Here is a 24,684-nt window from a genome sequence, read left to right on the forward strand (position 1 = left end):
CGCGCGTTACGCTCATTGGCTCGCGAGCTGGGCCTGGGTATAGAAGCCATCCTTGATGACCACGTCGACATTGCTCTTCGTGAGCAAGGTGGGCTGCAACAGCACCGTGTCCACCTTCTTCTTGCCGTTATCGTATTGCGCGTTGAAGGCCGGCTTCTCGCCCTTCGCCAACGCAACTGAGAGCTTTGCCGCTTCGCCGGCAATCAGCTTTAACGGCTTATAGACGGTCATGGTCTGCGTGCCCGCGATCAGCCGCTTGACTGCCGCAAGGTCCGCGTCCTGGCCCGACACGGGCACCTTGCCCGCCATGTGCTGTGCGGCGAGCGCCTGGATTGCACCGCCGGCGGTTCCGTCGTTCGATGCGACGATTGCGTCGATCTTGTTGTTGTTCGCGGTCAGTGCATCTTCGACGATGCGCAGCGCCGTGGACGCGCTCCACTCCGGCACCCACTGCTGTCCCACTAGTTTGATATCGCCCTTGTCGATGGCGGGCTTCAATACCTTGAGCTGCCCTTCGCGCAGCATCTTCGCGTTGTTGTCGGTCGGCGCACCGCCGAGCAGGAAGTAGTTGCCCTTGGGTTGCGCCTTATAGACGCCTTCCGCCTGCAATTCGCCTACCTTTTCGTTGTCGAATGAAATGTAGGCGTCCACGTCGGCATCGAGTATCAGGCGGTCGTATGAAACGACCTTGATACCCGCTTTTCTTGCTTCGGCCACTACGTTGCCGAGCGTCTTTGAATTGAACGGCACGATCACGATGACATCGACGCCACGCGAGATCAGATTCTCGATCTGCGAGATTTGCCGCGCCTCGCTGGCATCGGCGGATTGCACTGACACTTTCGCACCGAGCTTTTCCGCAGCGGCGACGAAGTAGTCCCGATCGCGCGACCAGCGTTCGACGCGCAGATCATCGATACAGAAGCCGATTTCAGGGTGATCCTTGCTGGCGTGCGCGAGCGGCGCCGCAAGCGACAAGCTGGCCAGCACCGCTCCAAATACGAGCGAACCCAGTACAGTACGACGTGTTGCGAATTTCATCTCTGTCTCCTTCTTCTGATAGCCGGAATACCGGATCGGACGGCCTGCGCTGCGAGCCGCAGGTCCGGACAAGCGACAACCCAAAGCTTCTTTTTTTCGCGCGGTATATGTCCGCGCGTTTTCTTAAATTGCGACGATGCTTTTCAACGTCTGCTATAAATCGCCTGATTGACGATGTTTTCCATACGCTCCTGCTGGCCGCTCGCATGTCGCGGATTCAGATCGCGCGACAAGGCGTCGGTGGCTAGCGTCGAGAGAGAGTAGCCGCCTGAGATAATCTTTCGTCCGAACTCGGCGTCCCAGCCCGCGTAACGCTGACGTTTGAATTGATCCAGACGATCGTTTTCGATCAGCACCGCTGCGCGTTCGACAGCAAGCGCCAGGTTATCGATGGCGCCAACGTGCCCATAAAAGAGATCTTCCGGATCGACGCTTTGCCGCCGCACTTTCGAGTCGAAGTTCATACCGCCCGTCGTAAAGCCACCGTGCTTGAGGATTTCATAGAAAGCGAGCGTTAGTTCTTCCACACTATTTGGGAATTGATCCGTATCCCAGCCGTTTTGCGGATCGCCGCGGTTTGCGTCAACGCTACCGAAAATACCGAGCGCATAGGCCGTCGCGATCTCATGGTGAAACGAGTGGCCGGCAAGCGTCGCGTGATTGGCCTCGATGTTCACGCGAATCTCTTTCGCGAGGCCGTATTGAAGCAAAAAGCCATGCACGGTCGCGACATCGTAATCGTATTGATGCTTGGTCGGCTCCTGCGGTTTCGGCTCAATCAGCAGCGAGCCTTTGAAACCGATCTTGTGTGCATGATCGACCACCATATGCAAAAAGCGCGCGAGCTGATCGCGTTCGCGCACGAGATCCGTGTTGAGCAGCGTGTCGTAGCCTTCGCGTCCGCCCCACAACACATAGTTCTCGCCGCCGAGCCGTTGTGTTGCGTCGAGCGCATGGCGTACCTGTGTCGCGGCGAACGCGAATACCTCCGGATCGGGGCTCGTCGCCGCGCCCGCAGCGTAACGCGGGTGCGAAAACAGATTGGCCGTACCCCACAGCAGCTTGATGCCTGTGTCCTGCTGTTTGCGCGCGAGGTAGTCCACTATGCGGGAAAAGTTCGCGCTGTACTCTTTCAGGCTGGAGCCTTCAGGAGCCACGTCGGTATCGTGGAACGTGTAGTACGGCGTACCCAGCTTCGAAAAGAATTCGAACGCGGCGTCCGCTTTGAGATGCGCCATTTCCATTGCGTCGCCGCCCTGCTGCCAGGGGCGCGTGAATGTGCCCTGGCCGAAAATGTCGACGCCCGGCCATACGAACGTATGCCAGTAGCACACCGCAATGCGCAGATGTTCTTCGAGCGTTTTACCGAGGACTTTTCTGCTTTTATCGTAGTGACGGAACGCAAGAGGGTTGTCCGATTGCGGGCCTTCATAACGGATCTCGGGAATGTGTTCGAAGTAGGACATCAGCGTCTCCAGTATTTGTTGCACCGCAACCCGTGCGACGTGGCCGCGCCGGTCGATAAGGTGACGCCATGCTGCCGCCTGCGGCAGGTATCGGCAATTGCGAAATTGCGCAGCGCGCTTGATGTTTCTTACCGCCCTCGATTTGTTTTGCACCGGTGCGCGATTCGCGGCCTAGAATAACCAGACGCTTAAAAACATCGAACCTGAGCAAGACGCTAAGGCGCCAACTCTGTCGACATAGGAGACAAAGGCCTTGCGGGTTTAACTATCCGCATGCCGCGCACCGCCATGACCCGTCCGCAAACGCCACAGACGACCCATCGGATCGCCCTGCTGTTCAACGCGAACAAGGTCTACGATCGCGAGATCATTACCGGCATCGGCAACTATCTGCTGTCCACGCGCGTAGCGTGGGATCTCTTTCTGGAAGAAGACTTTCGCTGCCGCCTGACGGGTATCGAGCGCTTCGACGGCGACGGCATCATCGCGGACTTCGATGATCCCGCTGTGAGCGAAGCGCTGCGTGATTGTCCATTGCCGGTGGTTGCGGTTGGATCGTCGTTCGAAGACCCGGCGCAGTACCCCCCGGATTTACCCTATATCGCGACCGATAACAGCAAGCTCATCTCGCTCGCTTATACGCATCTGATTGGCGCGGGCCTCGAACACTTTGCGCTGTACAGCCTGCCGCGAGCGCAGGAAAACCGCTGGGCGCAGCAGCGCGAACTCGCGTTCGCTCATTTGCGTAGCACGGACGGGCACAGCGCCGAGCAGATTCACGGCGAGATTTATCGCGGACTCTCGACTAGCGCGCCTTCATGGAACCAGGCGACCGAACAACTCACTGCGTGGCTGCGCGAATTGCCGAAGCCGGTCGGCATCATCGCCGTGACCGATGCGCGCGCACGGCATTTGCTGCAAGCGTGCCTGATTGCAGGCATTCCCGTACCGGAGGAAGTGGCGATTATCGGCATCGACAACGATCCGCTCACGCGCACGCTCACACGCATCCCACTTTCCTCGGTGATTCAGGGTACTGAGGAAATGGGCCGCACCGCGGCTCACCTTCTGCATCAGATGCTGCGCGGTGCGCGCTTTCCTGGCCGGCGCATTCTCGTGCCGCCTGTCGGCATCAACGTGCTCGAGTCGACAAGGCATCAACCGCTTGCGAGTCCGTATGTGATGCGCGCGCGGCATTTCATTCGTCAGTATGCGTGCCAGGGTATTCGCACCGAGCAGGTCGCCGATTATGTCGGCGTGTCCCGTTCGTCGCTGGAAGAGTACTTCCGGCGCGAGCGCAAGTGCACCGTACATCAGGAAATCTTGCGCCATAAACTCGATGTCGCGAAGGCGCTGCTTGCGAAGCGCGACGCGTCGAGTGCGGAAGTGGCGATACGTTGCGGCTTCACGTCGCTGCAATACATGTACGCTGTTTTTCGTCGTGAGCTCGGGTGCACGCCGCGCGAATATCAGGAGCGCGCGAACTCGACCGAGGCATCGACGCCAGGCTGAGCATGCCACTACTCTTTATTTTTTATCGCAGACATGATCAGCATCGCACAACTTTCTTCGGAACCGTGGGGCACGCTCAATGGCGGCGATCCGGTACGGCTCTTCACGCTGCGCAACGCACACGGCATGAAGATCGCAATCAGCGACCTGGGCGCGACGCTCGTTTCCTGGCATGCGCCGGATCGCACGGGACGTCTCGGCGATATTCTGCTCGGCCATGACACACCGGCCCAATACGTTGCAGCCACAACTTATATGGGCGGGCTAATCGGCCGCTGGGCAAACCGCATTGCAGATGCGCGTTTTACGCTCGATGGCATCGAGTACACGCTCGACCGCAACGAGGGGGCGAACCTGCTGCATGGTGGAAGCGTCGGTTTTCATCGTGCGATATGGGATGTCAGCGAGGACAACGGATCGCTGCTCATGCGACTCGAGTCGCCCGAAGGCGATGCCGGCTTTCCGGGCAACGTGACGACGCAAGTGCGCTACACGCTCGACGATGAGGGCACGTTGACCATCGAATACGAAGCTATTACCGACGCTGCCACGCCGCTGAATCTGACGAGTCATGCGTACTTCAATCTGACCGGCCGCCCGCGTACCGATATTCGCGGGCACATGCTGTCAATTGACGCCGATCAGTTCTTCGAAGTCGATGCAGCGATGATTCCAAGCAAGCTCGCCGACGTAGCGGGTAATGCATTCGACTTTCGACAGAGCGCACCAATCGGTGCCCGCCTCGACTGGCCGCATGGACAGCTAGTGCAAGCGGGCGGCTTCGATCATTGCTACGTGCTGCGCGATGCAGCTGGCGATGCTAATGGCGCTAACCGCGCTGGCAATGTGCGCGACGTCGCGTGTCTTTACGATCCCGGCAGCGGTCGGGAATTGACTGTATCGACCGATCAGCGCGGCTTGCAGTTTTACAGCGGCAACTGGTTGAAAGGCGACGCGGGCCGCGGCGGAGTTGTTTATCAGGCGCATGCTGGGCTCTGTCTCGAAGCGGGTGGCTTTCCGAACCAGGTGAACATGCCGACAGAACATGACGACGTCATCGTTCGAGCAGGAGACACTTACCGGCAGGTAACGGCGTACAAGGTCGGCGTGCGCCACGGCGTTTGACGAAGTGCCCTCATTCTTTACGCTGTCGATTACAGCACGCCGACTTATCAATTGCTGCAAGAGTGAATTACTGTATTGGGGGTTTTCTCTGGAATAACCGCTTCCTACAATCCGCGCATGGTGCCGACGATTTGCCGCGGCATCGGAGAACACCATCTTCGGAGAGAAGCATCATGAAATCGCTCATCAAAGCGGTAGCGCTAGTCGTAGTTCTGGCCGCGCCGCTTGCATCGTTTGCACAGTCCGAGCAGCCGCTCACGCGCGCCGAGGTCAAGGCTCAGTTGAAGCAGGTCCAGCAGGCGGGATATAACCCGGCTGCTGCCGTCGATGCCAATTATCCCGCCGATATCCAAGCGGCCGAGGCTCGCATCGCTGCACAGAATGCCATCGCCCAAAGCGATACCACAGGGTACGGCTCCACCGCCCTGGGGTCGTCGCAAGCAGGGGCTGCTGCGCCGGCACAATAAAGTCGTCTCTTGCTTGATTTGGTAGCCGGCGTTGTTCGGCGTGACATGAGAGGCGCAATTTCCGGACTGCGCCTTTTCCGTTTACGCGGTGTTATACGCCGTTTATAATTGGCCACTTCGTTCACTCTATCATTAGGCATGCAGACGAATTATCGATTTAATGTGCCTGCTTTTCCGGTTCTTTAGCGCTCCGTGTGCTCATGAAAGTCTGGTAGCGGTTTCGGCTATTCGGCGGCCAAGGGTGGTAGCTCTGCGATTTTTTGGCGCCGTACAGTCCCGTCTTCCTGACATGCTGCGTTTCGCGCTAACCGGTTTCCCGTTCGGCCTGACTGGCGAGTGTTAGAGGTCAAGGTCAGCACGGCAACGTGAGGCTTTGAAGGACACTTCAGAGGCTTTGTGGTCAGGAAAGGCGGCCGGATCGTGCAACAGAAAATGCGAGTTTGTCCGTGGCGACCACACTGGTAGTCAGCGTTTGCTAGCATTTATACGTCTCCGAATGAGCTTGACGTCTCAGAGGAGCGCCGCCCAGCGCGCCCGCACAGCGCAAGCGATGCCTTGAAACAAGCAAACCGCGACGCGTACCTATTGGCATTCGTATTGCGCCTGCATACAGGGCCGCGGTTGTACGGTGCAATGAACATTGTCGGCAGGGCGGAGCCATCATCATGTGGCTAACTCAGTGCCGTACTGTCAGGCGAGCGGCTTCCGAAGCTGCGATCAGCATGCTGGTTTACGGCTCGCTGAACGTGGCATATGCCACAGAAGGCGGCTTGGGCCGGCCGATTTTCGCGTACGGGCGTACTGTCGGTCGTGGGGAGGTATAGGCGGATGAGACTTCGCATCCGCGATGACCATACCTTATCTGTGGACGGAAACCACCGCTCGGTTCGGCGTCGGCAGAATGACAACTTCAAGCAGCGACCGGACGTCGAATCTGTTTGACCTGTACTTCACACCGATCATTGCCGGCTATCACTTGTCCAATACCGCACATATTGCCTTGAGCTTCAATTTTTGGGCACCTACCGGTCATTACAAGCCAGCGCCCTTGCCAATGCGAGCTTGAATAACTGGACGTTCGTTACGCAGGTCGCCTATACGCAAATGTTGCCGGAGTATCCAATGAGAAGAGTTCTGATCGGCAAGCCTTGATAGCAACGCGCCACGCGCGGCAACATGCATGTCGGTCTGGAATCTTCCGAGCCGGGTCTGCCTGCAACATCGGCCGCGGCCAGTTTCCGTGAACTGCGTGTTGTCCGGGATCGGCCTTCCCCAAAGCGGTTTGTATCACCGCATGCCTTGAACTTGGTGACGATTAGCCGACCGCCCTAACGTAAAACAGAAGGCGTTAATCCGCCGCGCATCGCGCACTCGCCGTTTCCAATCAGAAAAGGGGCGCACCGAAGGCCTGCCGCTCGGCAGCCCAGCAGCAGCCAGTGCCCGCGAGCTGCTCAACTGACGCCAAATGTTATTATCGGAAACACCAATCCCATCCGCCAGTCAGCAGTAATGAAAGCAGCAAACTAATGGACACCCACATCGCAAAGCCCACCGAACCGTCGACAACCGATCTCGGCCGGCGCGTTCGCGCCGCCCGTCAGTCGCAGAATCTGACACTCGAAACTGCGAGCCGCCTCTGCGGCGTCTCCCGTTCAACGTTATCGAAAGTCGAAAACGGCCTGATGTCTCCCACTTTCGACGTGCTGCAAAAAATCGTCCTCGGGCTGAAGATCGAAATCGGCGAGTTATTCGGCTCCATGCCCAAGGTCAGCGCTAGTGGACGTCGCGCGTTGACGCGCAAAGGCGAAGGGCAGCGTCATGCGTATCGCGGCTATCAGATGGAACTGCTCGCGACTGACCTCGCGCACAAAGCAATGCTGCCGTTCCGCATCCGCATCTCGGCGCACACCCTCGATGCGTTCGACGACTGGGGCCGTCACGAAGGCGAGGAATTTCTGTATGTGATCAGCGGCAGCGTGTGCCTCTATTCGGAGTTATATGCGCCGACGCATCTGAACGCCGGCGACAGTCTTTACTTCGACAGCCGCACCGGCCACGCCGCTGTCTCGACAAGTGAAGAGGATGCCGAAGTATTGTGGATGGCGACCAGCGCCGACATTCCGCAAGCATCGGCCATCAACGAATCGCCGAAGCGATAGTGTGGCCTATCAGGTCATGCACCCGCCTGTTCGCGCGCCTGCGCGAGCGCGCTGAGATTGCCTTCGCCAAATCCATGATGTCCCTGGCGCTGAACGATCTCGAAGAAAATTTCGCCGGCACGGCGGCGCACGAAGGTCTGAAAAAACAGCAGCGGCACGCCGTCCGTGCCGATCTCGCCATCGACGAGAACGTGCGTGCGCTTGAGCCGCTCGACGTCGAGGCCATGTCCCGGCAAACGTGCGTCCAACTGTTCGTAGTAGCGCGCAGGCGGCTCGACGAATTCCACGCCGTTTGCGAGCAATTGCTCAACGCAGCCGAAAATATCGTCGGTCGCAAGCGCGAGGTGCTGCACGCCCTCGCCCGGATGATCAGGTAAATACTCATGCATCAGATCAGTCCGGCGTGTGCCTTCTTCATATAGAGGGATGCGGATCGCGCCGCACGGCGACACCATCACGCGCGATTCCGCCGACACGTGCCAGTTCGCGTGGAGCTCGTGAATTTCGCGGAAGTTGAGCAAATCGCGGTAAAAGTCGAGCCATTCCTGCATGCGCCCCGCACCGACCGTTTGCGTCAGATGATCGACTGCGACGAGGCCCGTGCCCGCGTGGCTCAGGTCGGCGTGCGCAGTGTCGATGTGGACGGGACGAAAGTCGATGTCGAAGATCGAGATGTCGCCAAGCCCGCCGCGCTGGCCACCACGTCCGCGCCAACGGTCGACAAAGTAAATATGCGAATCGCCAATGCCCTGGATCGCAGGAATCAGCAGTTCTCCCGCGCCGATTCTCTCGCCTTCGAAGGCCCACGCGCCCAATTCAATCGCGCGGTCGAAAGCGCGCTGCGCGTCGGCCACACGAATGCCGATTGCGCAGATACCCGCGCCGTACTCTTCGGCGTAGCGCGCGGCAAACGAATCGGGTTCCGCGTTGATGAGGAAATTCATTTCGCCCTGCCGGAACAGCGTGACATCTTTGCTGATGTGGCGCGCAATTGCCTTGAAGCCGAGCTTGGTGAATGTCTCACCGAGCGCCCTTGGATCGCGCGACGCGAACTCCACGAATTCCAGGCCGGCAGTGCCGAGCGGATTGTGCTCAGGCGCCGACACGGCGCGAAGCGCGGCGTCTGGAGTGGGCAAGTCGCTGGGCATGGCAATCTCCTTGTACTGTCTTTCGACGCTGTTTCCAGTGGTGCTGATATCAGTGAAGACCGTCTTCAACTCGCAGTGTGACGCTGCCGGCGCGGTGTGCCGCAGCATCGCAAGGTATGTGGCGGCTTTTGCACCGTGTTTGTACACCGGCTCGCGTAACATTCGCAACTTCATTTTGTACTGAATGGTTCACCAGAGCCGCAACCGGCGCACGTGCGTGTGCACCTGAATGGCCGCGTCGCGACCGTCCAGGTACGCTCTTCCGTCAAGTCGTCCGCGTCGGGCGGCGAACACGCTTCGGTGCAGCCTTGCTCGCCGGCTTGCTCGCGCTTGCCGCCATCCGCAACCGCGCAACTTCACGCACGGCGTCGATAAAAGCTCTTCCCACCGGCGACGGCTGCGTGTCCGAGCGCCGAATCAAGCCAACCGGCTCGCCGGTGCCCGCGAACGGCAGCGGCAAACGCACAAGCATGCCGTGCGCCAGTTCGTATTGCACGGCGCTCAACGGGACGAACCACACGGCGTCGTTCTCGAGCGTCAGCGCCCGGCCAGTGGACACCGACAACACTTCGACGAATGCCGACAGCGGTGGCACGCCCCATGCGCTCAACAAACTTTCCGCCGACTGCCGGATGAGCGTGCCGAAGGGCGGCAGCACGACCGGAAAGTCCTGCAATGCAGCGGACGGCAAACCCGGCGCGGCATCCAGCGGATGCCCTGCTCGCACGACAGCGACCAGCGGTTCGCTGAACAACTGTTCGAAGCTGAGCCCCACCATTCGCTCAGGATCCGCGAGACGTCCGACGGCAAATTCGATCGTGCCCGCTTTCAGACGCTCGAGCAATTCGGGATTTGCGCCGGTCGCGAGGCGCACGATCACGCGCGGCCAGAGCGACGCAAAACGCTTGAGAACGGGCGGTATCAACGCGCTGGCAACGGTCGGCAGAATCCCCACTTCCAGCGTGGCAGCCGCCGCGCCATCCGCGCGCGAGAGCAGATCGACGCCCTGCCGCAACGCGCTGACGCAGGCGCTGGCGTGGGGCATGAAGAGTTGCCCCTCGCGAGTCGGCACCGCTCCGTGGCGGCCGCGCTCAAAGAGTTTTACGCCCAGAATGGTTTCGAGTTCGGCGACCGTCTTCGACACCGCGGGTTGCGTGATCGATAGGCTGTCCGCGGCCCGCTGGACGCTCCCAAACTGGGCCACGGCCAGAAAGCACTGTAGATGACGGAATTTGACGCGGCTATCCGCGAGGCTGCGTTGCATAACGGCAGGTTATACGAAAATGGCTAAAACGTCATTTTTCATAACCGTTAAGTTTGGATAAAGTCACCTGACAAGCTATCCCACAAATCCTGAAGGAGACACTGATGGACGATTCCTTTCTCAGCGCGCGCGATTTCGCGTCGCATCCCGAATACATCTACCCCGGCTACGGCTCGTCGGTTAAACGCGGCCCGACCCGTCCGCTGATTCCGCTGAAGGAAAAGCTGCGCGATCAGCGCGTGCCCGTCTACGGCACAGAAGACCTGGGCGCGCTCGACAACGACCTCACGCGCAACGCGGTTCGCAACGGCGAGCCGCTTGGCGAACGCATCATCGTGACGGGCCGCGTGCTCGACGAAGGCGGCCGCCCGGTGCGCAATACGCTCGTGGAAATCTGGCAGGCGAATGCGGCTGGCCGCTACGTACATAAGGTGGATCAGCACGACGCACCGCTCGATCCGAACTTCCTCGGCGCAGGCCGCTGCGTCACGGACAACGAAGGCCGCTATCGTTTCCTGACAGTCAAGCCGGGCGCATATCCGTGGGGCAATCATCCGAACGCATGGCGTCCGAATCACATTCACTTCTCGCTGTTCGGCGAACATTTCGGTTCGCGTCTCGTCACGCAAATGTATTTTCCCGGTGACCCGCTGCTGGCGTTCGATCCGATTTTCCAAGGCACGCCGGAGCATGCACGTGACCGCCTGATCGCGAGCTTCTCGCTCGACACCACGCAAGAGTCCTACGCGCTCGGCTACGACTTCGACATCGTGCTGCGCGGCCGCAATGAAACTCCGATGGAGCGCTAAGCCATGACCACTCTCAAGCAAACGCCCTCGCAGACGGTAGGACCGTACTTCGCGTACGGCCTGTGCCCCCAGCAATACGACTTCGACTTCAAGAGCCTGTTCACACCGGTCCTCGCGGACCGAGAAGCAGCCGGCGAGCACATAACCATCGTGGGCCAGGTGTTCGACGGCGACGGCAATGTAATCGGCGACGCGATGCTCGAAGTGTCGCAGGTCGACGCTGACGGCCACTATCCGGAATCGCGCGAGGAAATACTCAAGACCGGTTTTCGCGGCTTTGCGCGCGTAGGCACGGGAACGGACCCACACAAGCGCTTTATCGTGGAGACCGTAAAACCCGGCCGCGTGAGCCCCGACGAGGCGCCGCATCTAAACGTAATCGTGACGATGCGCGGCATGCTGCTGCACACATTCACGCGCATCTATTTCGAGGACGAAGCGCAAGCCAACGAGCGCGATCCGGTATTGGCGGCAGTTCCGACCGATCGACGCGACACGCTGATTGCACGCCGCGATCCGAACACGGCCAACGTATATCGCTTCGACATCTACATGCAGGGCGACAAGGAAACGGTTTTTTTCGACCTGTAACGCAGATTCTCTACACTTTCACAAAGCTTTCACCTACACTCAAAGCGATCCGTTTAGCGACTGGATCGCGAAACTCCGAGTAGTTGAGCCCGCCTTGCGCGGGCTTTTTTTTGCGCTTGCTGAAAAGTGCCGGCATCGCTCATCTCAACGAGCAACGCAGCCAGCGACGGATTCTGATCACATCGGCAATGTGATCGCGCGGCCCTGGTGCGCCCAGCACGACAATGTCGATGGGCCTGCCATGCACGATCATTCGCACGACGACGCAGTGCCCGGCTTCATTGATGAAGCCCGTTTTCTGCAACACGATCGACCGGTCGCCGCTCCTCACGAGCGCATTCGAGTTGTGATAACTCAGGCGCGCCCGTGGGCCGCCCGGAAACACCATCTGATCGCGGTCGGTGGAATAAGCGCGGATCAGCGGATAGCGGCTAGCCGCCGCCACGAGGCGAGCCAGGTCGCGCGCCGTCGACACGTTATGTGGGGACAAGCCCGTGCCATTCACGAACGACGTATGCCGCATCCCGAGCGCGCGCGCCTTCGCATTCATCGCAGCGACAAAGCGCGGCCGGCCGCCGGCGTAGTCGCGGCTCAACGCGGCGGCAGCGCGATTCTCCGACGACATCAGCGCGATATGCAGCATGTCATGGCGCGATAGAACGGAACCGACAGAGAGCCGCGAGCCGGTAAATTTGTCGAAATCCTGGTCCTGAACGGTGACGTTGAGCGGCGCGTTCAATGCGTGTCTTGCATCGAGCGCCACGACGGCCGTCATTAGTTTGGATATCGAAGCAATTGGCATCACGCGATCGGCCTGCTTTTCGGTGAGCACGGTTTGCGTTCGTTCATCAACAACGAACACCGAGCGGGCGCGAAGCAATGCGCGAGATCTGGGCGTATATCCGCAACGAGGCAAAAGACGAAGGCCCGCATGCCTGGCATGTGCCGTACGTGCCGTATTTCCGGCCATGCGAGACGTCGGCGTGGGTTGCCGGCTGCGATGCGTCGTCATTCCCGGCGGACGCCCCGAGGCACGCGGCTCGCGTGCAACGCGTACGCCATGACGGCGCGATTTGGGCGCGAGCTTGCTTGCGTGCAGTGAATGCTCGTCGTCGGCGACATGCTTGCGCTTGTGTGCGATGCGCCGCGGGGTCTGGCCCGTCGTGACTTTTTTCGCTTTGTCCGCGGTTCGCGCTTTCGCTTTCGACGCATGCCGCGCGGGCAGCGACACGTGACGTACCGCGCGAAGCGACGAGTGCCTGGGAGGCTCGTGAGTCGCGCCGAACGTCCAGCCGATGTTCAGCCACAACAGGCCAAACACCGCGATATAACGGAGCCACGCAAGAAACCGAAAAGCGGGAAGTGGTGATGAGGGAGTTCGTTGGCGGTACGGCATGCAGCTTCCAGTTCTGTGCCGCGCGCGCCCGTTATGCGGAGAATGGAGTGGGCGCCTCGTCGGCAACGACCCGTGGATATTAAGGGAGATCGCCCACACGATCAACGGCAAAGGTACATACCGGCTGGTTCGCAACCGCATGCACGGTGCAATTGCTTCGTTCATGCCCAGCAGCGGAAATGGTCGATGCCCTGTCCTGCGTAAATCGCGCGCGCTGACCAGTCCGGCTTATCGCCACGCCCGTCCGATGTATTACCGTAAGCGTCGCGACAGACAACCGCTCGCGTCGCGGCGGCATCTGCTTCCATTGCGTGGGCGAACGCTTCGATCGTAATGCCGTATTCGTCCATGCGTCGGCGTATTTACACGATCAAGCGCTCACGCGCATTTCCATCGAGGTCGAACAATGGTTTGTTCTTCTCGCTCTTTCATAACCTACCGGTGTCGCGGCTAATAATGGACGCAGTAAAACCGGAAGGGCTTCGCTCACAATCCAATAATGCAGAACCACACCCAGCGCTCTCGTGCTATGTTTGGACCAGATTGCCTATTTGAGCAGCGGTCCGGAGACACAACCATGCCAGCATCTACCGCCATCCTCACCATTCTCGCCGCGCTGTTATTAGGCGCAATGAGTCCGGGACCGAGTTTTGTCATCGTCGCGCGCAATGCGATCGGTCTGTCGCGCGGCGACGGCCTTGCGACGGCGCTCGGCATGGGTATCGGCGGTGTGTTCTTTAGTGGCATTGCGCTGCTCGGTTTATACACGCTGCTCGCCACCGTGGAATGGCTCTACATCGGACTGAAAGTGGCCGGCGGGCTTTATCTGATCTATCTGGCCTCGAAGATCTGGCGCGGCGCCGCCAGGCCCCTTGCATTCGACACCACGCAAACCGTCTCCACGAACCCGCGTAGATCTTTCTGGGTTGGCCTCAGCACCCAACTGAGCAATCCCAAGACAGCGGTCTACTACGGCAGTATCTTCGCGGCGCTTTTACCGCAACATCCGCCGCTGTGGTGCTACTTCGCATTGCCGCCCGCGATCTTCGCAATCGAAGCGGGCTGGTATACGGTCGTCGCGCTGTGCTTTTCGAGCAGACGTCCACGCGAAATCTATCTGCGATGGAAGGCCTGGATCGATCGCGTCGCCGCAAGCGCAGTGGCCGCGCTTGGCTTGCGTCTGATCGTGACCGCACACAAGGTGGGCATTTGACCACTTCACGTCAGCGGCTTGCCGCAGTCGAGGCGGCAAGCCGCTAACAGGGCCGCATTGCGAAGCCTTAGCCCCGCTGAACGGAAGCGCCCGGCAGAACAGTTACAAGTTAACTGTTGACGCTGGTATGCCACAGCGGTTACTGTGGCACCCGAAGTTCAAGAAGTTCGATTGCTGTTCATCAATGTCTCGCTCTCTCAGCGGTATTCGTTGTCCTCTCCCTCCTTGACGCTTCTAACGCTCTCTCACAGAGCACATTTTCTATTTCTTTCCTCAAGGATTCTTCATGGATACCGGTACCGTTAAGTGGTTCAACGACAGCAAGGGCTTTGGCTTCATCACCCCGGACAAGGGCGGCGACGACCTGTTCGCGCACTTCTCCGAGATCAGCGGCAATGGCTTCAAGACGCTCGCTGAAAATCAGAAGGTGAGCTTCGAAACGAAGCAAGGCCCCAAGGGTCTGCAAGCGGCTAACATCACGCCGCTGTAAGCAAGTTTGAAGGGCTCGGTGTCCGGCAACGGACATCGGGCTGCAGCGACATCCTCGCGGAGCTTCGTCTCCCACAGTTGGCGCGCGATCGCTTTTGAGTTGCATGTGTCAGGCAACTCGCTCAAGCGCCAAACGCCTCGTTGCACCTCATTCTCCCCCGGCTTTAACGCCCCTTTATCTTTCCGGCTGCGTTCTGATTCGGCTCGCAATGGCTTTGAATCCCCGCTCGTCCGCGCGACTTAATCGAAGTTCGCAAGGCAAGCGCGCACTCGTACATTATTAAAATATAAAATGCAAAACAAACATATTCACCTTTACAACGGCTATGCCGTCAAGCCTTCGGCGCATCGTTTGCCCGACGGTACATTTTCGTCCAACCTGTTGCTCGAACGCGCCGACAGCGCACGCACGGAAGGGCTCTACCAGTTCTATTCGCTCGATTACTTCACCGACGAAGAACAGGCATTGCAGCACTCCGCACGTTGGGCGCGCGAGTGGGTCGATACGCGCGGTTGACGCGACGATAAGCGCGCAAAACAGCGCGCGACATTCCTTTACCTGGTGAATTTCTAGTACAGACGAACCAGGCCGCACGCGCACGATGCATCATGACGCTGTACAGGCGTCATGCGTATGCCGGCCGCAAACATAGCTACGGCTAATTCGCCTCCATTTGCGGCATCGGCACCACGCTGACCGGTTGCCCACACATCTGTCGCTGTACAGATGGCGAGCGACTCGCCCTCCAGCTTCCTCATACCGCGTATCACGGTTTCCTTCAACGCATCACGCATCGACGCAAACCTCTGACGGCGCCACCGTTACGTCCGCCACGCTGCGTACCTTACGGCACTGAATAGCCGCAGGAAGCATGCGTGGATAATCGCATACACGGCGGTTCAATGCCCAATGAGCGCGTGAACCGAACGCGTCGATTTCCTACGACAAGCGAAATGAATTGAAGAGCGCTTCAGTAGCCGCTTTTCTTTAGAACAATGAGTCTGTTTGAGTATCGCTTTATGCTAAACGCATACAAGGCCGGCAAATGCAATAACAGACCGGAAAGATATTCTCCCGTCCAACGCTAGAGTTTTTTCTCTCACTGCCGTTTAACTCAGTGCGCGATTTTGCGCGGGAATATCGAGAGTTCAGCAATCATTCTGCAGGGTTAACTATCCGCACGGTCAACGCCATAACGAAATGAAAGAAAGACTACCTTTAGTAATTTCCGTGCTGGGTTCGATCGTGCTCGCCGCGTGCGGCGGGGGCGGCGGCGGCAGTTCGCCGGCCGTCCAGACCGCCGCGCCGGCTACGAGCGCCAGCGCACCGGCGGCTTCGCCGACGCCTGTCGTGGCGGGCGAGGCGCTGCCGAGTCTGGCTGCCCCGCAAGCCGGTTCGACTGCCGCCAGCGGAAACGGGTTCGAAGGCATCTGGACCGAGTCGTCGACTTCACGGATGACGGCCCTCGTGGACCCGGCGAACAACGTCTCCTATATGAGCGGCCTATTCACGGTCGTCACGTCGACGTCCTTCGGCACCGCAACCACCGCTGCGCCGAACTGGACATCGACAAGCGGCTTCGAGACCATCAGCAGCGTGCGCTACCCGGCCACGTCGGGCAGCGGGACGTTCACCGCGAAACAGACGTTGACCGGCAGCTACGTCGCCGACAGCAAGACGATGAACCTGTCGTTGAACTATGATCCGGCAAACGCGCTGGCGGTTACGCAGTCGAGTGTCACGGGGACGTGGGCGCAAAGCCGGACCACACTGACCGTCGACGACGCGGGTGACTTCACTGGCAACATTCTCGGCTGCGGTGTCACGGGCACGCTCGCGTTGACCACACCAGGCTCGAACAAGAACCTCTACACGATGACGGCAAGCGGCACCACCAGTACCTGCGCGCTCGCTTCCGGAGTAACTTACACGGGCAATGCGGCGATCACGTTCCTGCCTGTCAGCGGCAGCACGACGTTGTACAAACGGTCGATCATCTATCTGATCAAGGCAACAGATAATTTGGTGATCGCCTACGGCCAACTGACAAAACAGTAGGCCGTTGCGAGTCATTCGGCAGTTCGGAAAATCTCCGACTGCCGAATGACTGCTTTCGTGGAACTGAAGGCCGCTTCACGCCCACTTCAGTCCTCACCGTTTCCTGCGAGCAGCCATTTGACAGCCTGCGAGCGGATCGGAGGTCGACATCTGTGAAGATAAACGCATGGTTGAGAAGCGCGACTTCAACGAAACGCCGGGGCTTTAGCGCAGCATCGACCGATCCCAATCTCCGTTTGCAGCGCATCTTTGCGGCGCTGTCCGCGCGGATCGTCGCTGGCTAATTCAGCCGTGCTGATGTGTCGGATCGTTGCAAGCGCAGTTCGAGTCGTTCCACGCATTCCCGAGAATGATGCTGCAGAAGTTCTTGCGGCGGAAACCCGGGTCTTTCAGCGCAAGCACATCGTCGTTGACGGTGCCAAACGTCGAGTCCGGCCGATGCTTCATTCCGTCGTTAAAGGCGTTAATGATCTGCTCCTTGAAGTTCTCGCCGCGAGGATGAGCCGCCACCACCAGCTTGCGCTGTTCCTCGGTGAACTCGTCATATGCGAAGCCGAGCACGTCCATCTCGACGCCCGCCGTCACCAGTTGAACCACCGGCTTCTTGAATGGCGGAATACCCGGCGTGGTGTGCAAGGCGATGGCGTCCCACACAAGGTCGATCTCTGCTTCGGCAATACCGTGCTCCTGAAGGAAGCTGCGCGCCGCGTTCGCGCTATCCACTTCAAAGCGGTTCTGCGACGCGCGGAATTGCCCGGTAAGCCCCATGTCGTGGAACATCGCGCCGATGTAAAGAAGCTCCGGGTCATACTTCAACTGCTTGCGCTCGCCGGTGAGAGCGCCGAAAAGAAACACGCGAGTGGAGTGATGGAAAAGCAGGTCCGACTCTGTGTCGCGAACGAGTTCGGTGGCTGCACGCGCCATCGTGCTGTCCGGAATTCTGATTCCTGCGATCGTCGTCATGTTCATTGCTCCAATATCTGCCTGGTCGCACCACGCCTGTTACGAGCGGCTTGAGAAGGCTACGTTGAGAACCGGAACCTCCCGGTTCCGAAGTTCGGACTGCCAGTTTTTCACCGCGCTGCTCGCGCCTGGTGTCTGTCCTCGGGCACTTCGCCAAAGGAAAGCCCGCAACCAAAGTATCGGAGTGCGGCAGCCGACTTTCAATTCGATTGATGCCTGGAACACGGCCAACAAAACGACGTTTTCTGCCAACTCCGGTATCAACGGCGCTGCCGTTGCAAACGGGACGCAACCGAACGGTCACGTTCATTTCGAAGGAGGCAGTATGGGATGATGTTTCAGGCGATGGAGCGCGGCGACGCACGCGAGGATTCGCGCCTGCCACCGAGCAGATGCAGATCGCGAAAAAAGAATGTGGCCTACGCGCTATAGCGGCCAGAACTCTGCCTGAAGCTCGCGCCGGCGTTGCAACTCGTGGAGAAAGCGGGAATGTGAGTACGCAGCATCAACGGGCGCCGGATCTCGCGCGCTTGCATCACGACTACTGCTTCGGAGTGCGGGTCGGCCCGACGCCGACCGTCTGCAGGCCGCCGTCCGTGACATATGGAACGATGCCCGCGGCACTGATCTTATTGACGGTTTCTGCCGCGCATGCGCCATCGGCGGGCGCACAGTAATCGATTGCCAGTACGGGCAGCCGATATTGTTCGCGAATCGTTTTCGCCTGTCCCAACAGCCACTCGCGATCGGCCGGCGCGATCTCGGTGTAGCGCTGCCCCGCCTGGTCCCAGCCGCGGTACAGCGATTCGAACGCAACCGCATACACCAGCGAATGAACCTGCGGCAATATCTCGAACCCGCGATTGAAAATCAGCCGCGCACGCGGAAAGCGCGTCTTGATCGCGCGAACGACAGCAACGAGACCACGCTCCTGCCGCGCCCTCGCCGCGTCCGTCCTGGCGACGAGTTGATAGGAATCGAGCGTGTCGAGGAAAAAGCCGCGGTAACCCTTCTTCCACAAGGGAGCGATCACGTGCTCGACGTAGAACGCGGGCCAATCCGCCGCGTCCTGATCGATTACCTTCGCGCCCCACACGGCGTTGTCGCCGAGTTGCCAGGCTTTCGGAATAGCAGCGTAATACGGCCGCTGCGGCTCGATCTCACCCACGCTCACATAAGCGAACCACGCGGTGTGCAAGTGCTTGTGCCTGAGCGGCTCGAAGCCGCTGTCCGGTTCGACCACCGCGACGTCGAAGTTACGCAACAGGCTAACCGGCGGCTGGGCGCCGTAAAAGAGCGCGATGGACGGCGCATATCCTGCGTCGGCCCACGCGCGTTCATGCGCGATCGACGACAGCAGGCCCACGATCACGAGACGCGCCGCGCACACGACGCGCCGATAAAACGCGCACATGTCATAGCGCTGACGTCTCTCGATACTCATCCGCAATTCTCCTGCCTAGTTGCGCAGCATGTATGTCTCGTACTCGAGCGACGCAAATTTGCGATCGAGCAGTGTCACCGCGGCCATCACGACCAGTAGCAGCGCGAGCGCGAAACCATAGCCGTATAAATCCGGCCCGAGCCACAGCGTGATGCCCGTGAACAGCCCGTTCAGCGCGACGAAAGCCGCCGTAAGTTTGAGCACGGCACGGCGTGCGTCGAGATAGAAGAACACATTAAGCAGCCCGAGCAGCAACACTTGCAGGCTGGCCGAGATGACATCGACGATAAGCAGCGGCAAATACAGCGTCGAAATCCCCAGCGCTTCGAGCACGAGGTGTCCGAACGCGAGAATCAGCAGCAGCACGACCGCCTGGACCTTTACGATCTCGTACAGGCCTGCCCGCACGCTGCCGACCATCATGTCGCGCATGTCGTTGATATGGCGCAGCGTGGCGCCGCTGCGCACGGCGTCATAGAAGCGGTCATAGTACTCGACGAAGTCCGCCTCGATCCGCACAAGGAACGTCGCCATGCCGGGCATCACACACACGTACGCAATGAACACGGGAATGTCATAGATCACCGACGCGTGCAGCGGTCCGATCACGCGCGCGCCCGTATCCGGTGCGTACCAGAACATGAACTTGTCGATCCACACGCCAAGGTTGAACAGCAGCCCGACGAGCGCGAGACTCGGATACGCGAAGCGTTTCTGCAGCACCTCGAACGAAATGAAACGTTCGCTGCGGTAGTTGCGATAGATAAGCCCGGACAGTCCAGCGAGCAGCACGATGTGACCGGCCACAAAGCCGCCGAGCAGACCCGGAAGCCCATGACGGTTGAGCATCAGTGCGAACGCGACAGTGCAACCGTAGCCGAGCGCGAACACATAGAGAATCTGCCGATACTGCTTGACGCTCGACAGAAAGATCACCGCGATCCAGATATTGCTGACGACGACAAAGCCCGCCACCATCAGCAGCCGGTAGATCAGCGGCTCGCCGCGAAAGCCGAACGCTACCGCGATTACGCCGAGCACGCCCGAGGCCGCCGTCGAAATCAGCACGACGCCGTTGTAGTTCGACAGCACGAGGTCGTCGCGTTTCTCGAACAGACGGTCGGAAATGAAGCGGGTAAACGACAGTTGCAGCGGTCCGGTCAAGATCAGGCTGCACGCGACCAGGTAAGTCACCGACACCTGGAACTGCACGATCGCGTACTTCGGGATCACGAATGCCAGGCTCAACAGACCAATGATCAGGATACCGAAGATCGACAGAATGAGCGGCCCGGAACTGATCAACCCCGCGTACGCATAGGCGCGCGCGACGCCGAACAGCGTCTGGTGCTTGAGTATCTTGCGGAGCTCGAAACCGATACCGGCCATCAGCGCACCTCTTTATGTGGAATCCGCGCGCTGCCGTTGGGCGCGGCAGCATCTGCGGGCGCCTGCCCGGCACCAGCGAGCGCGCCGTGATGCACCGGACAGCCGCCACGCGCGGCGGCCGCTTTCCCGCCCTCACTGCCGTCACGCGTGGGCGCGGCTGTCAGGCGTTCATACAACACGCGGTATTGATCGGTCATCTGCTTCTTCGTATAAAAACGCCGCACGCGCGCAAGGCCCGCCTGCTGCGCCGCGAGCCAGCGCGGTTCGTCGCCGAGCAGATCGAGCACGGCCTGGGCGAACGCCGCCGGATTTGCAATGGGCACGACGCTGCCCGCCGAGCCCAGTGCGCGATCTTCGTCACCGTAGCCTTCGATCAGTTGGCGGCACGAACCTACGTCCGTCGTGACCGACGGCACGCCAGCCGCGTAGCCTTCCAGCACGACGAGCGGCAACGCCTCGCTAATCGATGTGAGCGCAATGACGTCCACTTGCGGCAGGATTTCATCGATACGCTGGAAGCCGAGAAACTTCACGTTCTTCGCGAGCCCGAGACTTTGCACGAGCGCCCGGCATTCCAGTGCGTAGGCTGGGTCTTCTTCCTCCGGCCCGACGATCCAGCCTTCGATATCCGGCATGGTTCGCGACGCGATAAAGAGTGCGCGAATGAAGGTCTTGATATCCTTGATCGGTACCACGCGGCCAATCAGCGCGACTACGTTGCGCGGCCGCACAACGCGTTTTTCAACGAGCGGCGCGAGTGCGTCGACGTCCACGCCGTTCGGAATGTTGCGCGTGCGCGAAGCCTGCGCGCCGTCGGCGATCTGCCGTTGGCGATTGGTCTCGTATAGCGCGACGATGTCGTCAGCGGCGTCGTAGGCGAGCTTGCCGAGTGCCTCGAAGAAACGCACCCACAGTTCACGGAAGTAACTGATCTTCGAGATGTCGCGCTCGAAAGCCCCACGGTTGTCGCGAATCCACTGGCTTTGCAGCAAATCGATCTTGCGTTCCTTCGTATAGATGCCATGTTCCGATACCAGCAGCGGCCGCCCAGTCCGGTAATGCAGCAGCGCGCCGAGAAAACCCGCATAGCCTGTCGACACCGTGTGATACACCTTCGCCGGCGGCAATTGCTCCGCGACGCGCGCAAGCTGCCACAACGGCTTGTGCATGATGCGCACGGTCCAGAAGTAATCGGTAAACGACGGGTCCGTGCAATACCGGTCGTACTGGTCGACGATAAAGTCCCACGCGGCGCGGCTCGACAGGAATTGCTCCTCGTTCAGCGGCCCGTTGTCGCCGATCAGCTGCACCATGTCGGCCATCAGCGCGCCAGGGTCCGAGGCTGGATTCGAACTGCCGCGATTGCGCCACGCGTCGTGCAATGCGGCCGAGCGCGCGAATGCCTGGGCGTCGCCGGGAATTTCACGCGACGCGTCTTTATCGGCAAGCGCCGCTTCGTACAGATAGTGAGCTTCGAAATGCACCACGTTATCCGGCAGCGCATAGGCCGCGCCTTTGTAGTCTTCCTCGCGGCTGCCGACGAACACAATGGAAAAGCGCAGCTCGGGGTACGAGCGGATCATGTCGTTGACCCAGCTCGACACGCCGCCGCGCACGTAGGGAAACGTGCCTTCGAGCAGCAGGCAGACATCGGCGTCGGCGGCGCGGCGCAGCAGTGAGGGTTTCATGTTGACCAGTAACGCGCGACAGGTTTGAGCATCGGCAGCGTCGCGGCATTGCCGAGCGACGCCAGCAGTTCGGATACGCGCGCAAGATCGCCGCGCAGGAATTCCACTTCGGCAAGCCAGGGCACCAGACGCTCGCGCGGAAAGCCAAGCGCCTGGGCACGCGCCATGTACTCGGCGGCTTCGTCCGCGGCGCCGTTCGCGAGCGCGAGGCGCCCGCGAATCATCCACAGTGCGGCGTCGCCGTCGTCGATCTCAAGCGCCGCGCGTGCGTGGCGATCGGCTTGTTCGAGCGTGTGCCGGTAGACGGCGCCTTGCACGAGGTTCTGATAGATCAGCTCGAAGTACAGCTCGGCAAGCTGACGATTTATCGCCTGACGCTGCGCGTCGGTATTCGCCGTCTCGAGACTTTGCCCGGTCTGGAAAATGCGCTGCGTCACTTCGTTTTCCGCCTGATCGAGCGTGCCGTAAGCGATCAGGCGAACGTCTTCCACCGGGTCCGCAAGCAATTCGCGCAACAGTGTGCCCGTGGTACGCGTCGGCATGCTTTGAATTGCGACGAGCGCCGACAGACGATCCGACGCGTTCACTTGCGTATTGACGATGCGTGCCTGCAAGCGCGCGCCGCCGCCATGCGATACACGCGACATCAGATGCGTGACGAATTCGGGCGCCGGCACATCGTCGAGTTCCTCGCCGTTGTGCGAACGCGGGTAGCAGGCGGCCCAGATGCAGCTCACGAGCACGACAAGCCCGGCGAATAGTGGCACGAACGCGCATCCGAGCCACAACAGCAGCAAGCTCCAGCCGCGCGGCTCGCGATAGCGCAACGGCAACAGCATGCGAAACAGCAGCGCCTGAAGTGCACCGCCAATCAGATTGATCGCGACGACGGGCAAGAGCGGGTCGAACGCCACCGGCCGGTTCGCGATGCGCCAGATAAGAACACATTGCACGAGCGCGACGACCACTATGCCGACGAAAGCGGCCACGGCGCGAAGCATGCTCAACGCGCGGCCGATGGATTGGGGGCGCATGGTTTCAGACATCGAGGCCGCTGCGCATGAGAAGACGCTTCAACGCCGGGCCCGGTTCGCCGCCCAGATGCAGCGTATGCACGCCGATGCGCGCACCTTCCAGATCTAGATTGAACTGCGCGCGCAGGCTTGCTTCGATCCGCGCGAGATAACCGTCCACACCGGTTGCATCGGTCGCGGGCATCAGGTTGATCAGCACCGACTGCCCCGCAGCCTTGACCGGCCACATCAGATCGAGTGCACGGCGGCGGCGCATCACATGCTCGAAGAACGAATCGCCTTCGTCGTCGTGCGGAAACACCAGCGCGACGAGCGACGAAGTAATGCCCGCCGTGCGCTCAAGGCGCGTGAGGCGGCTCACGTCGAGTGCGAATTCATACGGGCAGTCGGGCACCGTCTGCAATATCGCGCGCACCTGCTGCGAGTGTTCGACGCCGTCGGCGTAATAGCCGAGCAGGACCAGCAGCAATTGCAGATTGTCGAAGTTCAGCGACAGGAACGGCATCCGCTTGATCGCGAGCACGGCGATGAGCCGCCCGTCCGCTGAGATCATCGGCGCGCACACAAGCAGGCCCGTGTTCGTGAAAGGATGCTCGCCGCTTTTCAGATGCGCTACCGCTTGCGTTTCGAGCGCCCGTGCAACGAGCTCGTCGCGCGGCTCGAGGTCGAACGCATCGCCGATGCGAGCGAGCGCTTCACGCGCGAGCTTGCCGTCGTGCACAGGGTACAGCGCGGCCACTTCGATCTGACACGCCTGCGCGACGAATTCGAGCAGCGCATGCGCGCCCGGCAGATCGTCCGACGGCACCGGCGGCGCACTATCGAGCCCATGTGCGACCGACAGACGGCGCAGTTCAGTGATCGAATCGCGCAACGTCGTGGGCCTGGACAACAGATCTTTTTCGAGCCGCTCATGCGAAAGACGCATCAGGTAGTGGCTATTCGTGATCGCGACAAGCCGGTCGTTGAGGTAGTCGTTCAACGCGTTTGCCCGTTGCGCCCGGTTGCCCCACGTATCGCCGAAGTGACCCGCAACGATGGTCTGCAACAGGCCGCCGGTGAAGAACAGCGTCGGCCATGCCTCTGGGCTGCCGCGCATCAGCACCTGCCATGCGCCGATCAGCATCGCGCAGGCAAGCATCCCGAGCAACGTGCCGTAGCGCAGCGCAACGATCAGCGGCGCGAGCCATAGCCACGGAAAACCCGCATGCAGCAGGAACGGATCGTTGCGATCCAACGCCCAACTCAGTGCGCCGGCCACCGCAACAAACGCGATCGTCTCGACGATGGAAAACGGCCGCGCCACCGCGGGCGCAACGAAGCGGCGCAACGCGCTCAGGTTGCCGAGCGGATTCGAATGGCGCGGCTTCGCCGCATTGGCGGCGGATTGCGCGGTGACGGTATTCACTGCCGACTCCTCATGACGT

The 24,684-nt window shown here is 60.2% G+C and carries 21 protein-coding genes and 2 pseudogenes; 11 read left to right on the forward strand and 12 right to left on the reverse strand.

What is annotated here, in order from left to right:
- Positions 1–12: 12 nt before the first annotated feature.
- Both xylF and xylA read right to left on the reverse strand, forming a co-directional pair.
- Complete coding sequence (gene xylF, locus F759_RS0122240; RefSeq protein WP_027801809.1) at positions 13–1,041, reverse strand: D-xylose ABC transporter substrate-binding protein; 1,029 nt, start codon at positions 1,039–1,041, stop codon at positions 13–15.
- A 143-nt stretch (positions 1,042–1,184) separates the two neighbouring features.
- Complete coding sequence (xylA, locus tag F759_RS0122245) at positions 1,185–2,507, reverse strand: xylose isomerase (RefSeq protein WP_027801810.1); 1,323 nt, start codon at positions 2,505–2,507, stop codon at positions 1,185–1,187.
- A 288-nt stretch (positions 2,508–2,795) separates the two neighbouring features.
- Between xylA and F759_RS0122250 the strand changes: the two genes are divergently transcribed.
- The 5 genes and pseudogenes from F759_RS0122250 (at position 2,796) to F759_RS0122265 (ending at position 7,770) form a co-directional block, all read left to right on the forward strand.
- A complete protein-coding gene (locus tag F759_RS0122250) occupies positions 2,796–4,019 on the forward strand; it encodes a XylR family transcriptional regulator (protein ID WP_027801811.1) in 1,224 nt (407 codons plus the stop codon).
- Between the two features lie 33 nt (positions 4,020–4,052).
- Entirely contained in the window at positions 4,053–5,144 is a 1,092-nt protein-coding gene (locus tag F759_RS0122255) for an aldose epimerase family protein (protein WP_027801812.1), read from the forward strand.
- Positions 5,145–5,317: 173 nt separating this feature from the next.
- Complete coding sequence (locus F759_RS0122260) at positions 5,318–5,611, forward strand: DUF4148 domain-containing protein (RefSeq protein ID WP_027801813.1); 294 nt, start codon at positions 5,318–5,320, stop codon at positions 5,609–5,611.
- An 832-nt stretch (positions 5,612–6,443) separates the two neighbouring features.
- Positions 6,444–6,739, forward strand: a pseudogene (locus F759_RS44245) (transporter); the annotation flags it as partial.
- A 398-nt stretch (positions 6,740–7,137) separates the two neighbouring features.
- Positions 7,138–7,770 (forward strand): helix-turn-helix domain-containing protein, encoded by a 633-nt coding sequence (locus F759_RS0122265; RefSeq protein WP_027801814.1) that lies wholly within the window; start codon positions 7,138–7,140, stop codon positions 7,768–7,770.
- Between the two features lie 14 nt (positions 7,771–7,784).
- On the opposite strand, the gene F759_RS0122270 is transcribed toward F759_RS0122265, so the two are convergent.
- Both F759_RS0122270 and pcaQ read right to left on the reverse strand, forming a co-directional pair.
- Entirely contained in the window at positions 7,785–8,918 is a 1,134-nt protein-coding gene (locus tag F759_RS0122270) for a 4-hydroxyphenylpyruvate dioxygenase family protein (RefSeq protein ID WP_027801815.1), read from the reverse strand.
- 265 nt (positions 8,919–9,183) lie between these two features.
- Positions 9,184–10,182: a pca operon transcription factor PcaQ gene (pcaQ, locus tag F759_RS0122275; RefSeq protein ID WP_027801816.1), complete on the reverse strand. Its 999-nt coding sequence runs from the start codon at positions 10,180–10,182 to the stop codon at positions 9,184–9,186.
- A gap of 104 nt (positions 10,183–10,286) precedes the next feature.
- On the opposite strand from pcaQ, the gene pcaH reads away from it, so the two are divergent.
- On the forward strand, positions 10,287–10,991 hold the full coding sequence (pcaH, locus tag F759_RS0122280) for a protocatechuate 3,4-dioxygenase subunit beta (RefSeq protein WP_027801817.1): 705 nt from the start codon (positions 10,287–10,289) through the stop codon (positions 10,989–10,991).
- Positions 10,992–10,994: 3 nt separating this feature from the next.
- On the forward strand, positions 10,995–11,582 hold the full coding sequence (gene pcaG / locus F759_RS0122285; RefSeq protein WP_027801818.1) for a protocatechuate 3,4-dioxygenase subunit alpha: 588 nt from the start codon (positions 10,995–10,997) through the stop codon (positions 11,580–11,582).
- A gap of 139 nt (positions 11,583–11,721) precedes the next feature.
- Here pcaG and F759_RS0122295 read toward each other — a convergent pair whose 3' ends face one another.
- Positions 11,722–12,978, reverse strand: a complete 1,257-nt coding sequence (locus tag F759_RS0122295) for a serine hydrolase (RefSeq protein ID WP_027801819.1) — start codon at positions 12,976–12,978, stop codon at positions 11,722–11,724.
- A gap of 161 nt (positions 12,979–13,139) precedes the next feature.
- Positions 13,140–13,410 (reverse strand): annotated as a pseudogene (locus F759_RS45040) (DNA-binding protein).
- Between the two features lie 145 nt (positions 13,411–13,555).
- Between F759_RS45040 and F759_RS38255 the strand changes: the two are divergent.
- The 4 genes from F759_RS38255 to F759_RS0122320 all read left to right on the forward strand — a co-directional run bounded on the left by F759_RS38255 (position 13,556) and on the right by F759_RS0122320 (position 16,739).
- Positions 13,556–14,191 carry a LysE family translocator gene (locus F759_RS38255; RefSeq protein ID WP_036024978.1) on the forward strand — a complete coding sequence of 212 codons (636 nt, stop codon included), beginning with the start codon at positions 13,556–13,558 and terminating at the stop codon, positions 14,189–14,191.
- Between the two features lie 286 nt (positions 14,192–14,477).
- Positions 14,478–14,681 carry a cold-shock protein gene (locus tag F759_RS0122310; protein ID WP_006047703.1) on the forward strand — a complete coding sequence of 68 codons (204 nt, stop codon included), beginning with the start codon at positions 14,478–14,480 and terminating at the stop codon, positions 14,679–14,681.
- 291 nt (positions 14,682–14,972) lie between these two features.
- Positions 14,973–15,197, forward strand: coding sequence for a hypothetical protein (locus F759_RS0122315; protein WP_027801820.1), 225 nt, complete (start codon positions 14,973–14,975; stop codon positions 15,195–15,197).
- A 684-nt stretch (positions 15,198–15,881) separates the two neighbouring features.
- Positions 15,882–16,739: a hypothetical protein gene (locus F759_RS0122320; protein ID WP_027801821.1), complete on the forward strand. Its 858-nt coding sequence runs from the start codon at positions 15,882–15,884 to the stop codon at positions 16,737–16,739.
- 285 nt (positions 16,740–17,024) lie between these two features.
- Here the strand turns inward: F759_RS0122320 and F759_RS0122325 are convergent, their stop codons facing one another.
- The 6 genes from F759_RS0122325 to F759_RS0122355 form a co-directional block, all read right to left on the reverse strand.
- Positions 17,025–17,702 (reverse strand): HD domain-containing protein, encoded by a 678-nt coding sequence (locus F759_RS0122325; protein ID WP_027801822.1) that lies wholly within the window; start codon positions 17,700–17,702, stop codon positions 17,025–17,027.
- Positions 17,703–18,243: 541 nt separating this feature from the next.
- A complete protein-coding gene (locus tag F759_RS0122335) occupies positions 18,244–19,146 on the reverse strand; it encodes an endo alpha-1,4 polygalactosaminidase (protein WP_027801823.1) in 903 nt (300 codons plus the stop codon).
- Positions 19,147–19,161: 15 nt separating this feature from the next.
- Positions 19,162–20,535, reverse strand: a complete 1,374-nt coding sequence (gene pelG / locus F759_RS0122340) for an exopolysaccharide Pel transporter PelG (protein ID WP_027801824.1) — start codon at positions 20,533–20,535, stop codon at positions 19,162–19,164.
- Complete coding sequence (gene pelF / locus F759_RS38260; RefSeq protein WP_051377408.1) at positions 20,535–22,223, reverse strand: GT4 family glycosyltransferase PelF; 1,689 nt, start codon at positions 22,221–22,223, stop codon at positions 20,535–20,537. Before pelF ends, pelG begins: the two co-directional genes overlap by 1 nt.
- A complete protein-coding gene (locus F759_RS0122350; protein ID WP_244438887.1) occupies positions 22,220–23,257 on the reverse strand; it encodes a tetratricopeptide repeat protein in 1,038 nt (345 codons plus the stop codon). Before F759_RS0122350 ends, pelF begins: the two co-directional genes overlap by 4 nt.
- A 4-nt stretch (positions 23,258–23,261) precedes the next feature.
- Positions 23,262–24,665 carry a PelD GGDEF domain-containing protein gene (locus F759_RS0122355; protein WP_027801826.1) on the reverse strand — a complete coding sequence of 468 codons (1,404 nt, stop codon included), beginning with the start codon at positions 24,663–24,665 and terminating at the stop codon, positions 23,262–23,264.
- Between the last annotated feature and the right edge of the window lie 19 nt (positions 24,666–24,684).

Source organism: Paraburkholderia dilworthii (assembly GCF_000472525.1).
Taxonomy (GTDB): domain Bacteria; phylum Pseudomonadota; class Gammaproteobacteria; order Burkholderiales; family Burkholderiaceae; genus Paraburkholderia; species Paraburkholderia dilworthii.